A 14063-nucleotide genomic window follows, 5' to 3' on the forward strand; every position below is an offset into this window, starting at 1 on the left:
CGCTTTCGTCGCAAATCCCTCCGCCGTGTTAACCTTGCGCTTACTTCTGGCGGGAGGCCTCGCCGGACCCATGTTAGGCCAGAGCCATGAGAATGATCAGATCGCCCTTTGCCAGCCCCGACCGGCTCACCGGCCAGGATGCCGAAACCGAAGCCGAGAGCGAGGCACGCCGCATCGCGCTCGAATATCTCGCCGAAGCCTGGAACGATGCCGAGGATGACGGCGTCGATGGCCAGGCCCTGGCCCATGCCGCGCTCTTTGCCGCGCTGGCGACGCTCGTCGAAGGCCATGGCGAGGACCAGACGGCGAGCTTTGCCGAAAAGCTCGCCGACCGCATCCGCGCGGGTGAATATACCGTGGGGCGCACCCTGCAATAACCGCCCGGCCGGTTGAAGATCGGGCGCGCCTGCGCCATCTCTTGGGTCACCTCCACGAGGCTTGAGGATTGCCCATGACCATCCTGCGCTCCGGGCGCGCCGCCTTCCGCTTTTCCGGCCCCGATGCCACGCGCCTGCTCGCTGACGTCATCACCGGCTTCGTCGCCCCCGAGCCCGGGCCGGCGCGCTGGTGGGCGCTCCTCTCGCCCCAGGGCAAGATCCAGGCCGAGGGCCTCATCGGCGTCGATGGCGAGGCCTATCTCCTCGACGTCGCGGCGGATGCCGCCGATGCCTTCTTCAAGCGCATGAAGATGTACCGACTCCGCGCCAAAGTGGAGATCGAGGATCTGCGGGAAACCCATCGCGTCGGCTGGCAGGCCGAAGCGCCGACGCCCGCAGAGGGGCTCGTCGCCCATGAAGACCCCCGTGCCGGCGGACTCGGCTGGCGCGTCATCGCGCCCGGCGCCCTCGCCGAAGACTGGAGCACGGACGAGGCGCCATGGCACGCCCGGCGCGTGGCTGCCGCAATCGCCGAGATGGGGCCCGACTTCCTCCCCGACAGCCAGTTCCCGCACGATCTGGGCATGGACCTTCTCGACGGCATCGATTTTTCCAAGGGCTGCTATGTCGGCCAGGAGGTCGTTTCGCGCATGAAGCATCGCGGCACCGCGCGGCGGCGCCCGGTCATCGTCGAGGCCTCGGGCCTCACCCCCAAGGATCCCGTGGTCGCGGGCGGGCGCGAGGCGGGACGCGTCGGCACCATCGCCGATGGCACTGCCCTTGCGATCATCCGGCTCGACCGCGTCGTCGATCCTGAAGCCGTCACCGCCGGCTCGGCGCCCGCGCGCCTCCACCTGCCCTCATGGGCGAGCTATCGGTTTGGCGAATCGGCCGAGACCGAATAGCCCTTGGATGATTGTGCCCGCCGCCATTGGCGGAGGGCGAGAAGAACAAGGGACGCCCATGGCGCGCGCAAAGGAACGGGCCTGGCAGCGCATGCTGTCGGGCCGCCGGCTCGACATCCTCGACCCCTCCCCGCTCGATGTGGAACTCTCCGACATCGCCCACGGGCTCGCGCGCGTCGCCCGCTGGAACGGGCAGACGCAGGGGGACTATTCCTTCTCGGTCGCCCAGCATTCGGTGCTCGTGCTTGAAATCTTCCTCGCTATCTGTCCCGGCGCGACCGATCGCGATGCCCTTTATGCGCTTTTGCACGACGCGCCCGAATACGTCATGGGCGATATCATCTCGCCCTTCAAATCGGCCATGGGCGGCAATTATCGCGAGGTCGAGCAGCGCCTGCTCGGTGCTATCCACATCCGCTTCGCTCTGCCCGCCAAACCCTCGATGGCGCTCGCCCGGCAGATCAAGCGGGCCGACCGCGAGGCCGCCTTCTTCGAGGCGGTTCATCTTGCCGGCTTCGAAGCCGATGAGGCGCGCAAGCTCTTCGGCGAGCCCAGCCTTCCCGCCTTCGATCTCGACCAGTTTGAGCGGCTGATCCGCCCCTGGCCCGCGCGCGAGGCGCATGATCGCTTCCTTGCAGCCTTTGAAGAGCTCTTCTCGGCCCTCTCGGTCTGAAACCGCACCGATTAACCCTTCGCCCGTCCGCAAATTGACCGGCCCGCTGGCATGGTTGATAAACTCTTAATGCGGCGTGACGGAATGGAGGATGCCATGAGGGTTCCGGACCGGTCCCGGCGCGCGCCCATGGCGCTGGCGCTGATCTTTGCAGCGCTCGGCGCGAGCGGCCTGCATGCGGCCGACTATGATTTCGAACGCCTCGTCACCCGTGCCGCCGGCATATTGACGCCCTCTCCGAGTCTCGACGGGTTCGTGCACTACGAGGACGACGGCACCGTCATCCGCTTCGACGGCACGGTGTCGAACGAACCCATTGCCTCAAGAATCGTCCGCAAGATCGCCTATGGGCGGATCACCGAAATCGTCGTCGCGACGACCCCTACCGGCACCTATTCGAGCGATGCCGTCACTTCGCCCCACACCCGCTATCCGGGCGTCACCGTCACACGGCCGGGCTATACCGGCTTCGTCCGCTATCTCGAGGATGGTCGCTGGCTCGTGCGCACCGGTCCGGGTGCCCGCTCGGTGCTCACCGTCCGCGTCGGGCCCGGCAGTCGCCTCGTCGTCACCGAAGACAGCCGCTGCCTCTCGACCCCGACGCTTTTGACCTGCGTCTGAGCCCAAGGCGGCCAAGACCCTATTCGGCCGCCTGGGCTGCGCCTTCCTCCAGCAGCACGCCCCAGCGGGGCTGCCAGAGCGCCCTGTCCTCGAGCGAAACGAGCACGCGGCTCAGCCCGAAGCGCTGCGCGACGAGATGAGCACGAAGGAAAGACCTGTAGACCGGAAGCGGCTCGGTGGTCATATTGCTGAAGCCGGTGCTGCTCCGCCACACCACGACCCCGCGCACACCCTCGTCCTCCTCCGAAAGGAAAACGACCACCTCATTTTCCGGCACCCTGTGTCCTTGAAGTCGAGTGTACGTCTGGTGCATGCGCAGTCCCCCTGCACGAGGCTCACCATACTGACGCGACGCTGACAAGACGACTTTTTTAATTGTGATCGGCATCCGGACGATTGCCAATCAGGACAAATCCGCACCGACGCCCGGGACGTGCCCGTCTAGCCGAAGCGCCAGCCGCTCTTGAACTTGTAGAAGATGTGGAGCCCGATCTGGGTCACCTTGTCCATGCGCCGCGCCCAGGTCGGGCTGACATAGGTCGCATGGTAATGCGTGCTGTCGGCGACTTCGGTCAGATAAAGGCTCGCATTGACCGTGCCGCGCGCGATTTCCTCGGCCTGGGCCCAGGCGCGCTGGTCGTTCACCCGGTCGGGGATACCGTCGCAGGCAAACGAGAACTGGCAGGCATTGCGCCGATGCTGGTTCTGGAACACGACCCCGCAGATCGTGCTCGGATAGAGGTGATGCTTCACCCGGTTGAGCACCACCTGCGACACCCCGATCTGGCCGCGATAGCTTTCGCCGCGCGCCTCGAAATAGATCGCGGTGGCAAGGCACCAGAGCTCGCGGTCGGAAACCTTCTTGCCGTTGAAGGTGAGATCGAAATCGGTCATCGGCTGGTTGGCGCGGGCATAGGCGATCTGCTCGGACGCCATGCGCGGGGTCGGGACGCCCGATCCGGAAACGCCGTCGATCGCTTCGAGCGCGGCCGATGCGCCGACGCCCGGCGTCAGCGCCGCAACCTGCACCGTGCTGTCGGCGACCGCGCCCCGATCGGCGGGACGAACGGCGTCGCCCGCAACCCGGGTCGCCTCGCCCGCCGTGCTCGTCCTCAGCGCCGCGAGCCGCACCCGCACGTCCTCGAAGCTCCGCGCCACCGTCAGCACGTCCGGCACCACGCGCGGCCGGTCGCGCTTGTCGGCCCGGTTGGGCCCGACAAAGGCATTGGCGGCAAACATGTGATCGATCGAACCGGTGATCGTCAGGTCCTCGCCCACACGGGTGAGGCTCGCCGAAACGATCGGCAGGGCCGCCATCATCTCGGCCGGTTCCTCGCCGGCCGGCCCCATGGCCGGACCGACGAGGGCCGCATACCCGATGACGGTGCAGAGGACTGCCGCCAGAGCCTTCAAGGCACGATGCTCTGGGCGGGCCGCAGGGGCCCGCATGGTCCGGTTCTGGGCCATGAAAACGCTTTACTACTGACTCAACGCAACGACGACGAGGTTGACGCAGGCATGCGCCAGACCCTCGGGCCCGAACGCACACCACCTCTCTCGACCACGACGATGGTGCTGCCGTGTCTAAAATGCCGATGAGGGAGATTATGCGGCGTTAGGGTTAGCGGAGGGTAAACAGTGCAATTGAGCCCTCGCGAAGTGCGAATTCCGGTGCAGGAATGGCAATTTCGAGCAAATTTTATGTGGGGTTCTGCGTAGCCTGCGCCAGCGTCAGCCGCGCCACGGGCACCCGGTAGGGCGAGCAGCTCACATAGTCGATCCCGAGCCCCGCAAGGAATTTCAGCGATGCCGGATCGCCCGCATGCTCGCCGCAAATACCGATCTTCAGCCCCGGATTTGCGGCCTTTCCGCGCTCGATCGCGATCGCAATCAGCTCCCCCACACCCCGCTCGTCGAGCGTGACGAAGGGGTCGTACTCATAGATCCCCTTGCGCTGGTAAGGCGCGAGGAAGGTCGGCGCATCGTCGCGCGATATGCCAAACGTCGTCTGTGTCAAGTCGTTGGTTCCGAACGAGAAAAAGTCTACGGACCGCGCTATTTCGCCGGCCCGGAGCGCCGCGCGCGGCAGCTCGATCATGGTCCCGAACGCGAACGCTTCCCGGGATTCGGCGGGGATATCCGCTGCCTCGAGGATCGCCATCACCCGCTCCCGGATGAACAGAACCTCGCTCGCCGTCGAGACGAACGGCACCATCACCTCGAGCCGCACTGGCTCCGCTTGGGCCCGGCTCGCCGCCCTTATGCCGGACATCAGCGCCTGCATCTGCATCTCGAGAATCTCGGGATAGGTGATCGCGAGCCGGCAGCCGCGATGGCCCAGCATCGGGTTGACTTCGGCCAGCCGCTCGAGCCGCTGCCGCAGCGCGCGAACGGAAAACCCAAGGGAAACAGCGGTTTCCTCGATGTCCTCGTCGGTTCGGGGCAGGAATTCGTGCAGCGGCGGATCAAACAATCGCACCGTTACCGGCCGCCCGCGCATGGTCGCGAAGATGTCGGCATAGTCGCCCGTCTGGAAGTCGACGAGCCCGCGCAGCGCCGCGGCCCGCTGCTCCTCGTCTTCGGACAGGATCATGCGGCGCAGCGCCACCATGCGCTCGCGCGAAAAGAACATGTGTTCTGAACGCGCTAGCCCGATCCCCTCGGCGCCGAAACTGAGCGCGGTCCGCGCTGCGTCGACCGTTTCCACGTTAGTCCGGACGGCGATCGTTCGGCTCGCATCGGACCAGCCGAGCAGGGTGGACATCGCCCCGCCGATATGGGGCTGGCTGAGCCCCATGGCCCCGAGATAAACCGTACCATCCGTGCCATCGATCGTCAGCCGGTCGCCGACGTGAAATTCCTTATCCCCGATCCGGCAGATCATCTCGCCAAGGTTGACCGAAAGCGTGCGAACCCCCGCCACACAGGGCTTTCCGGTGATTCGCGCGACCACCGCAGCGTGACTCGTCATGCCGCCGCGGGCCGTCAGAATGCCGGTCGCGGCCTTCATGCCATCGATATCGGTGGGGCCGGTTTCGGTCACGACGAGGATGCAGTGCCGCCCGCGCGCCCGCATCCGGGCGGCATCCTCGGCGGTAAAGACAATGACGCCGCTCGCCGCGCCGGGCGACACGCCAAGCCCCTGCGCGATCGGGTCGGCGGCGTGGTCGGACTTCAGGCGCGGGTGGAGAAGCTGCGGAAGCCGCGCCGGATCGGTGCGGCGCACAGCCTCCATCCGCGTCCAGCTGCCCCGGCTGACGCGATCGACCGCAGCCTCGAGCTCGGCCGCCGCGCTTGCCGCGCTTGGCCGCACGGAAACGAGCCGCACGGCGTCTCCCTCGAGACTGACGAGACCGGTCATATGCCCGCCCGCGACGCCGTCGAGCCAGGCGATCAGCGGGGCCATGGAAGCCGGCAGCGCCGAGCCGGCCCGCTGACCCATAGGGATCGGACCAAGGACGCCGGTCTGCGGATCGCGGGTCACAAAGCCGCGCAGGGTCTCGCGTTGATGGGCCTGCACGATGACGATCTGGCGCCCGGGCGCCTGGGCGTCAGCAGGGCCGTAGGAGGCAAAGGCCTCCGAGATCGCACGCGCGAGCGGTCGGGCGGGATCGACCGATTCCGCTTCGTTTCGTGGCGCGGGAAGGCCAGTCCGCGCCGGCATCAGCCCGGGCGAGCGGTTCGCCGCGGACGTTCGGACGACGAGCCCGGGTGGTTCGGCGTGCCGCCCCACCAGCTTGAAGAGCGTCGCGACCCAGTGCGTGCGCAGCTTCCGCTCGCGCCCGCCCCGCTCGGCCTGCAGGCCGTCCCACGCCGCGCGGGTAAGGCAGATCGTCGGGACGACACCAAAGCCCTGCCTGCTGGCCTCGTGGAGCCAGAAAGCCTTGCCGACGAGCAGCTCTTCCTGCCCCGCCGACAGGTTCGCCTGCCCGATTGCGGGCGCGAGGGCAAACATCTGCTGGGCGAGGGTCAAGAGAATTGCCTTTGTCTGGACGGTCCGGCCATATTGCCCGCAGCCTCCCGCTGCCGCAACAAGACTTGACTTGCCGCCCGTGAGAAAGCATCTGATTTCCTATGCAAACAAGGCCGCAACTTGACATCACCCTGTGCGCGCCGCGCGGCTTCTGCGCCGGCGTGGATCGCGCCATCCAGATCGTCGAACTGGCGCTCGAGAAATATGGCGCGCCGGTCTATGTGCGCCACGCCATCGTGCACAACAAATATGTCGTCGACGGACTGCGGGACAAAGGCGCAGTTTTCGTAGAGGAGCTCGAGGAAATTCCGGCCGGCACCGAAGCTCCGGTGGTCTTTTCGGCCCATGGCGTGCCCAAGAGCGTCCCTGCCGACGCGAGGGCGCGCGAGATGTTCTTTCTCGACGCAACCTGCCCGCTCGTCTCGAAGGTCCATGTGGAAGCCCAGCGTCATTTCGAGGAAGGCCAGGACATCGTCCTGATCGGCCATGCCGGACACCCCGAAGTGATCGGCACGATCGGGCAGCTGCCAGAGGGCGCAATCAGCCTCGTCGAGGACATCGATGATGCAGAGCGCTTCACGCCGCGCAATCCGGAGGCGCTCGCTTTTGTGACCCAGACGACGCTTTCGGTCGATGATACTGCCGAGATCGTCGCAGTGCTCAAGCGCCGGTTTCCGGCCATTCGCGGGCCGCACAAGGAGGATATCTGCTACGCCACGACCAATCGTCAGGAGGCGGTCAAGCAGGTGGCGCGGGAGGTCGATGCGATGATCGTCGTGGGTTCGCCCACCTCTTCGAACTCGGTCCGTCTCGTCGAGGTCGCCCAGCGTGCCGGTTGTCCGCGCGCCTATCTATATGATCGTGCCGCCGATATCGACTGGAGCCTTTTCGAAGGCATCAAGCGGCTCGGTATCAGCGCCGGGGCTTCCGCCCCCGAACGCCTCGTCGACGAGGTGATCGAAGCCTTCGCCGAGCGCTTTGCCATCAAGGTTTCGGCGAAAGTGACGGCGGTCGAGAACATCGCTTTCAACGTCCCCCGCGAATTGCGGACAGTCCCAGCCGCATGACCGATCTCAAGGTACTGGAAACGGAGCGCCTCATCCTCACCGGCTGGCGCGCAGACCAGCTCGACGACCTCGTCGCGCTGCACGGCGATGCCTCTACGGCCCGCTATCTCTCGGCGAGCGGCGCGCCCTGGACGCGCGAGCAGGCCGAAAGCCGGCTGGCAGTCTGGATGGACGAGTTCGCCAATCATCGCATGGGCAAGCTGCGGGTCATCCGCAAATCCGACGGCGCGCTCGTAGGGCGGGCGGGCTACTCCCTTTATCCGCCGACGGGCGAACCGGAGATCGGCTACGCGCTCTACCCGGAGTATCGGGGGGCGGGCTACGCGCGGGAAGCCGCCGAGGGCCTGCGCGACTGGCTTTTCCGCGAAACTGACTGGACTCACTTCATCGGCTTTGCCGATGTGCGGAACGCCGCATCGCTCAAAATCCTCCGCTCCATCGGCATGGAGCCGACCAAGGTCGCTGTGGACAACGGCATGGAGTGCCAGTTCCACGTGTTGCGCAAGGCCGTCTGATGGCAGGCCCGGTGATCATTCATACCGATGGAGCCTGCTCGGGCAATCCGGGCCCTGGTGGATGGGGCGCGGTCCTGCAATACGGTGCGAAAATCATGGAGCTCAAGGGCGGCGAACCCATGACGACTAATAATCGCATGGAGCTTACCGCCGCCATAGAGGCGCTGAACAAGCTGTCCCGGCCCTGCACCATCGAACTGCACACCGACAGCCAGTACGTCAAGAACGGCCTAAATAGCTGGATCCATGGCTGGAAGCGTAATGGCTGGCGGACTGCGGACAAGAAGCCGGTCAAGAATGTCGAGCTCTGGCAGGCGCTCGATGAGGCGGTCCAGCGCCACACGATCAACTGGCACTGGGTCAAGGGGCACAATGGGGACCCGATGAACGAGCGCGCAGATGCTCTCGCCAATGAAGGCATGGCGCCGTTCAAGAGCGCGCGCCGCGCCGTCTAGCAGGCGCTAGCCTTCCACCACATCTTCGAGCAGACGTGCGACACATTCCCGGGCGAGCCGGGCGGCCGTTAGCGCCGTGAGCCCTCCAAGGTCTCGGGCTGTGGCGCATTCGACGATATCGGCTCCCACCATCTCTCCCCTCACCCGATGGATGAGCGACATGACGTCCCGCACGCCGAGCCCTCCCGGCTCGGGCCGCACGACGCCGGGACAACATGCGGGGTCGATGCCCGAAAGGTCGATCGAGAGGTAGAAGCGCCCGCCGAAATCGATCTCGGGAACGCCACGCCAATCCTTCATTCGCATGCCGACAATGCCCAGCTCCTGCATGCGCTGAGACTGCTCGGCACTCGGCGCGCGCAGGCCGACCTGCACCATATGGCGCACAAGGCCCTCTTCGATGAGGCGGGAAAAGACCGACACTGCCGGCGATACGCCGTCGGACGAAGCCTCGATGTCGGGGCGTGCGTCGATATGCAGGACATCGATGGCGCCGGCACTCGCCTGGCCTGCGATCAGCGAATAGGAGACCGACTGATCGCCGCCGAGACCCATGACGCGGTGGCCCTTCTCGACAAGCCCCTCGGCGGACGCGCGAATGACTACACCCGCCTCCGCGGCCGGCCAGCCCTCGAGTTTCAGGTCGCCCATGTCGGAGAGTTCGGGGTGGCCAATGACGGCGACACCCAGTTCGCTGGTTTCGGCGCCAGGGGCGAACAGGGCGCGCCTGATCGCCTCGGGCGCCTGGGCCAGACCGGTCGGGAGGATGGAACCGGCATCTGAATCGAACGGAACGCCGAGAATGGTGACCTTTTGGGCCAAGGAGTCTCCACAAGGATTGCCGCGAGCATGCGGTCAGACCCGCCGGGGCGGGCAAGGAGGGCACGCCGCGGCGCCTGCCCCCGGATGATCAGCCGCTGATGCGGCTGAAATCGGCCACCAGATGCATGGTGTCGCGCAGACGAGCGAGAAGGTTGAGCCGGTTCTCACGCACCGCCGCGTCCTGGTCGTTGACGAGCACGGCTTCGAAGAACCGGTCTACCGGGTCACGCAGCGCCGAGAGTGCCGCGATCGCGCCGCGATAGTCATCGGCAGCAACGCGATCGGAGACGGCCGTTGCCGCGGCATGAACCGCTTCGGCCAGACCCGCCTCCTCGGCCTGATGGAGGAGCGAAGTCTCGACCAGACCGCCATAGGCACGGCCGTCCTTCTTTTCCTCAGCGACGAGGATGTTGACCGCCCGGCGATAGCCCGAGAGCAAATTCGTGCCGTCCTCACTCGAAAGGAGGCCAGAAAGCGCTTCGACACGCTGGGTGATCTCAAGCATGTCGTCGCTTTGCGGAGTGATCACCGCGTCGACGAGATCGTGACGAGCACCGGCATCGCGGAGCGACACCTTGAGCCGGTCATGGAAGAACGCCAGCAGGTCTGGCTCGACCGCGAGCTTCAGCCTGATCGCGTTCTCGGTGAGGATCCGGATGACCCCGAGCGCCGCACGGCGCAGAGCAAAGGGATCGCGCGAGCCCGTGGGCTTCTCGTCGATCGACCAGAAGCCGGTCAGGAGATCGAGCTTGTCGGCGAGCGCCACCGCGATCGCAACCGGCTCGGAAGGGACCGTGTCCGTCGGCCCGACGGGCCGATAATGGCCGGCGATGGCGTTGGCGATCGCATCCGGCTCGCCCTGGGCGCGCGCATAGTACTGCCCCATCAGGCCCTGAAGCTCGGGAAACTCGCCCACCATCTGGGTGACGAGATCGGCCTTGGCGAGACGGGCGGCCCGGCGCGCCGCATCGGGATCGGCGCCCACCTGCGGTGCCAGTGTGCCAGCGAGTGTTTCGAGACGCGTGACGCGCTCGTGCTGGGTGCCGAGCTTGGCATGAAAGACCATTTCGCCCAGCCGCGGCAGGCGGCTTTCGAGCGGCGCCTGCAGATCGGTTTCGTAAAAGAACTTGGCGTCCGACAGGCGCGCACGGACCACCCGCTCATTGCCGGCGACGATCGCATCCCCGCCGTCGCTGGCCAGCGTATTGGCAGTGATGATAAAATTGGGCGCCAGCCGGCCAACGGAATCGCGCAGGCAGAAGCATTTCTGGTTTGCGCGGATGGTGGCGATGATCACCTCTTCGGGCAGGCCGAGGAACGCGGGGTCAAAACTCCCCATGAGGACGACGGGCCATTCGACGAGCCCGGCGACCTCTTCGAGGAGGCCGGCATCTGCAATGACCGTCAGCCCCCGGGCAAACGCGAGATGCTCGGCCTCGGCCTCGATCACCTGCTTGCGGCGGTCGAGATCGAGGATCACATGGGCGCGGTCGAGCGCGCTCACATAGTCGTCGAAACGCCGCACGGTGATGGGCTCGGGGAAGAGGAAGCGGTGGCCATAGGTGGTGCGGCCCGATTGCAGCGTGCCGATCGAAAAGGGCACGACGACCGGATCCTCGGTCTCGGGGCCGAAGGTCGCCGTCACCGCCCGCAGCGGCCGGACCCAGGAGAAGCTGCCCGATCCCCAGCGCATGGACTTGGCCCATGGGAACTCGGCAAGGATGCGCGGCAGGGCAACGGACAGGAGCGTCACCGCATCCTCGCCGCGCTTCTCGACCCGCGCAACGTAGAATTCGCCCTTCTTGGGATCGGTCTCGATGCTTGCCTGCTCGATCGACGCGAGCCCTGCAGCTTTGAGAAAGCCCTCGACGGCCTGGGCAGGCGCCCCAACGCGGGGACCCTTGCGCTCTTCGCGGGTATCGGGAGACCTGGCGGGAACGCCCGACACCGTCAGCGCGAGGCGACGCGGCGTGGCGAAGGCCTTGGCGCCCTCATAGACGAGACCCGCATCGACCAGCGCGTTGGTCACGGCCTTCTTGAGGTCCTCGGCAGCCCGGCGCTGGAAGCGTGCCGGGATTTCCTCGGAGAAAAGTTCAAGCAGCAGTTCTGGCATGGCAAACCGGAGGGTTGGAAGCGCGGGCCTGCCTAGCAAGGGTGGAGGGTCTTGTCCATCGCGGATCGGGCCGGCTACCAGCCGCCGCCGCCGCCACCGCCGCCGCCCCCTCCGGAAAAGCCCCCGCCGCCGCCCGAAAAGCCCGAGGAGGAGGCGGAGACCGGTTGCGACGCGATCATCGCTGCGCTGACGCCGGTCGCGACTGAACCGATGGTGCGCGAGAGATTGCCCGAGCTGAAACCGCTGCCCGAATACCAGACCGGCCGATAGCCCGGCTGCGCGTCAGCAACCGCATTGCGCGCAAGTTCGCCTTCGAAATGTTCCGCCCAGGGCTTTTCCACCTCCAGCGCAATGGCATAGGGCAAAAGAGCCTCGAAGCGCTCGACGGTCATCGGAGGCTCGCCCGAGATATTGAGACGCTCCTTTTCGGCCGTCTCGAGGTACATACGCAGGCCCTCGATCTCATCCATGCGCTTTCGACCCTGCACGGTCGGCGCGCGCATGAGGATTGCGAACACGACGTTGATGAGGACGATGGAGCCGGCCGCGAGCGCCGCGGTATTGATTTCCAATGCGGGCACCTGCCCAAGGAGGCCCCCGCCGATATTGGCAATGATGACGCCGAACCAGATGACCGCCAGGAACCGCCGAATTCCCGAACCATTCCAAAGGGCCTTTACCGCGCCGGTCAGGAGCGCGACCCCGATACCGCCGGCAAAGGCGGCAAAAAGCCAGATCGGCGCGAGCACCTGGCTCCAGATCAGCACGACGATCGCCCCGAGCGAGAGCACCAGCCCAAGAGCGACATAGGCGTAATTGTTGAGGAAGTAGACCTGCCGATTTTCGGCCTCGATGGCGGAGACGAACTCGCCGCGCTTTTTGTGGATCTTGCTGCCCGTTTCCTTGTCGACGCGCAGCACGCCCTCGCGGCGCACGAAGTCCTCGAGCACGCGCTGGCCCGGGGGGAGATCGGCCGGGGCCGCCTTGCCGGTGTGGGTGATGGAGAGGGTCTTGCCCCGGTTGTCGATCTCGACGAGCCCCTTGACCCCGAGATCGAAGAGCGAGGCGGTGAACGCGGTCCAGCCGCTCTTTTTCCACCCCCAATTGTGGATGTAGTGGACGAGGGCCGGCGAATAGCCCTTGGGGGCATAGAAACGGGGGATGATGGTGCCCTTCGCCGGATCGCGCCCTACCGCGCTCCAGGCGAGGAGGTAATAGAGCAGCACGATCAGCACCGCGATCGGCGGCAGAATCAGGTCACGGTGATCGGAGAGGTAGTAGGCGATCCGGTCGAGGCCTTCGGGTTCGGAAAGGACGCCCTTGCCGAGGGCGACCACGACCGTCATGCCCTCCTGCGGCCCGAGGGTCCGGTCAGATCTGAACTGCGCGCGGGTATCGGAGAGACGAGTAATGGTCAGGGCCTGCTCGGTGGCCCCCTGTGGCCCGGTAAACCCGGTCAGGTCGGTGATGACCGCCCCGTCGGGCAGCGTGATGGTCGCGACCGCGGCCTCGATCGGAAAGGCCCAGAAATTGCCGGTGGCATTCCAGTAGAGCTCGTCGTGATCCGCGAACCGCCGCGCCATCCGGCTCATCGTATAGCTGATCGTGTAACGATGCAGGCCGGGATCGAGGAGGACTTCCGAGCTCCCGATGCGGATGCGTGCACCATTGGTAATGGTTTCGACGGCAAAGGGCTCCGCCTGACCGTTCCGCGTGACACGCTCGACGAAGATCGCCGACCTCAGACGCGACCCGTCCGGGTTCTGCAAGAGCGTCGGAATATCGCGAAAGATGCCACGCCGGATTTCCAGTCCAGCCGCGTTGACCGTTATCGTCTCGGTCACCGCCACCGATCCGTCCGTCCGCAGGGTGACGTCGGCCTCGAAGCTTCTTATGACCTCCTGCGCACCGACGGGCAGGACGGCGAGGATGAGGCAGAAAACAAGAGCGAGAAGCCGGGCAGCAAGCCCCCCTGCCCTAGCGGAATGAGACATTGGGAACGGCCCTGTCCGCCTCGTTCTCGAGCTCGAAATACTCGGCCTTGGTGAACCCGAACCCGTTCGCGACGAGGTTGGAGGGAAAGGATTCGACGGCGATGTTGAGATTGCGCACCGTACCATTGTAGTAGCGCCGCGCCATCTGGATTTCATCCTCGATGGTCTGCAGGGCGGCCTGGAAATCGAGGAAATTGGTGTTGGCCTTGAGGTCGGGATAGGCCTCGGCCACCGCAAGCAGTCGCCCGAGCGCACCAGACAGCATGCCTTCGAGCCGCCCCCGCTCCTCCGGGCCGGCAGCAGCGCCGGCCTGCGCAGCCGCCCGCGCCTGGGTTACAGCCTCGAGCGTCTCGCGTTCGTGGCCCATATAGCCCTTCACCGTCTCCATCAGGTTCGGGATGAGGTCGGTGCGGCGCTTCAGCTGCACATCGATGCCGGACCAGCCCTCAGCCACCAGCTGACGGTTGCGAACGAGGCCGTTGTAGAGAACCACGACATAACCGCCGATGGCCACGACCAGTATGAGGATGACGATCCATTCCATGGCG

The 14063-nt window shown here is 65.9% G+C and carries 14 protein-coding genes; 7 read left to right on the forward strand and 7 right to left on the reverse strand.

Features of this window, described 5'->3' with window-relative positions; genetic code table 11:
* Positions 1-92: 92 nt before the first annotated feature.
* The 4 genes from EMQ25_RS09660 to EMQ25_RS09675 all read left to right on the forward strand — a co-directional run bounded on the left by EMQ25_RS09660 (position 93) and on the right by EMQ25_RS09675 (position 2576).
* A complete protein-coding gene (locus EMQ25_RS09660; protein ID WP_127188374.1) occupies positions 93-377 on the forward strand; it encodes a hypothetical protein in 285 nt (94 codons plus the stop codon).
* A gap of 74 nt (positions 378-451) precedes the next feature.
* Positions 452-1282 carry a CAF17-like 4Fe-4S cluster assembly/insertion protein YgfZ gene (ygfZ, locus tag EMQ25_RS09665; RefSeq protein WP_127188375.1) on the forward strand — a complete coding sequence of 277 codons (831 nt, stop codon included), beginning with the start codon at positions 452-454 and terminating at the stop codon, positions 1280-1282.
* Positions 1283-1340: 58 nt separating this feature from the next.
* Positions 1341-1955 carry an HD domain-containing protein gene (locus EMQ25_RS09670; protein WP_127188376.1) on the forward strand — a complete coding sequence of 205 codons (615 nt, stop codon included), beginning with the start codon at positions 1341-1343 and terminating at the stop codon, positions 1953-1955.
* A 96-nt stretch (positions 1956-2051) separates the two neighbouring features.
* Entirely contained in the window at positions 2052-2576 is a 525-nt protein-coding gene (locus EMQ25_RS09675; RefSeq protein ID WP_127188377.1) for a hypothetical protein, read from the forward strand.
* A gap of 19 nt (positions 2577-2595) precedes the next feature.
* Here EMQ25_RS09675 and EMQ25_RS09680 read toward each other — a convergent pair whose 3' ends face one another.
* The 3 genes from EMQ25_RS09680 to EMQ25_RS09690 all read right to left on the reverse strand — a co-directional run bounded on the left by EMQ25_RS09680 (position 2596) and on the right by EMQ25_RS09690 (position 6549).
* On the reverse strand, positions 2596-2838 hold the full coding sequence (locus EMQ25_RS09680) for a hypothetical protein (protein WP_127188378.1): 243 nt from the start codon (positions 2836-2838) through the stop codon (positions 2596-2598).
* Positions 2839-3017: 179 nt separating this feature from the next.
* The gene (locus EMQ25_RS18255) at positions 3018-4043 is read right to left on the reverse strand and encodes a cell wall hydrolase (protein ID WP_204569964.1); all 1026 of its coding nucleotides are present in this window, start codon (positions 4041-4043) and stop codon (positions 3018-3020) included.
* Positions 4044-4275: 232 nt separating this feature from the next.
* On the reverse strand, positions 4276-6549 hold the full coding sequence (locus tag EMQ25_RS09690; protein ID WP_127188379.1) for a putative PEP-binding protein: 2274 nt from the start codon (positions 6547-6549) through the stop codon (positions 4276-4278).
* A 101-nt stretch (positions 6550-6650) separates the two neighbouring features.
* On the opposite strand from EMQ25_RS09690, the gene ispH reads away from it, so the two are divergent.
* The 3 genes from ispH to rnhA are packed head-to-tail and all read left to right on the forward strand — an operon-like array spanning position 6651 to position 8586.
* Positions 6651-7616 (forward strand): 4-hydroxy-3-methylbut-2-enyl diphosphate reductase, encoded by a 966-nt coding sequence (gene ispH / locus EMQ25_RS09695; protein ID WP_127188380.1) that lies wholly within the window; start codon positions 6651-6653, stop codon positions 7614-7616.
* Positions 7613-8131, forward strand: a complete 519-nt coding sequence (locus tag EMQ25_RS09700) for a GNAT family N-acetyltransferase (protein WP_127188381.1) — start codon at positions 7613-7615, stop codon at positions 8129-8131. Before ispH ends, EMQ25_RS09700 begins: the two co-directional genes overlap by 4 nt.
* Positions 8131-8586, forward strand: coding sequence for a ribonuclease HI (rnhA, locus tag EMQ25_RS09705; protein ID WP_127188382.1), 456 nt, complete (start codon positions 8131-8133; stop codon positions 8584-8586). Before EMQ25_RS09700 ends, rnhA begins: the two co-directional genes overlap by 1 nt.
* 6 nt (positions 8587-8592) lie before the next feature.
* Here rnhA and EMQ25_RS09710 read toward each other — a convergent pair whose 3' ends face one another.
* From EMQ25_RS09710 to EMQ25_RS09725, 4 genes are all read right to left on the reverse strand, one after another.
* Positions 8593-9408 (reverse strand): arginase family protein, encoded by an 816-nt coding sequence (locus EMQ25_RS09710; RefSeq protein ID WP_127188383.1) that lies wholly within the window; start codon positions 9406-9408, stop codon positions 8593-8595.
* 88 nt (positions 9409-9496) lie between these two features.
* Complete coding sequence (gene glyS / locus EMQ25_RS09715; RefSeq protein WP_127188384.1) at positions 9497-11521, reverse strand: glycine--tRNA ligase subunit beta; 2025 nt, start codon at positions 11519-11521, stop codon at positions 9497-9499.
* 74 nt (positions 11522-11595) lie between these two features.
* Positions 11596-13515, reverse strand: coding sequence for a DUF2207 domain-containing protein (locus EMQ25_RS09720; RefSeq protein ID WP_127188385.1), 1920 nt, complete (start codon positions 13513-13515; stop codon positions 11596-11598).
* Positions 13499-14059: a LemA family protein gene (locus EMQ25_RS09725; protein ID WP_127188386.1), complete on the reverse strand. Its 561-nt coding sequence runs from the start codon at positions 14057-14059 to the stop codon at positions 13499-13501. Before EMQ25_RS09725 ends, EMQ25_RS09720 begins: the two co-directional genes overlap by 17 nt.
* Between the last annotated feature and the right edge of the window lie 4 nt (positions 14060-14063).

It is taken from the genome of Arsenicitalea aurantiaca (genome assembly GCF_003994485.1).
GTDB lineage: Bacteria > Pseudomonadota > Alphaproteobacteria > Rhizobiales > Devosiaceae > Arsenicitalea > Arsenicitalea aurantiaca.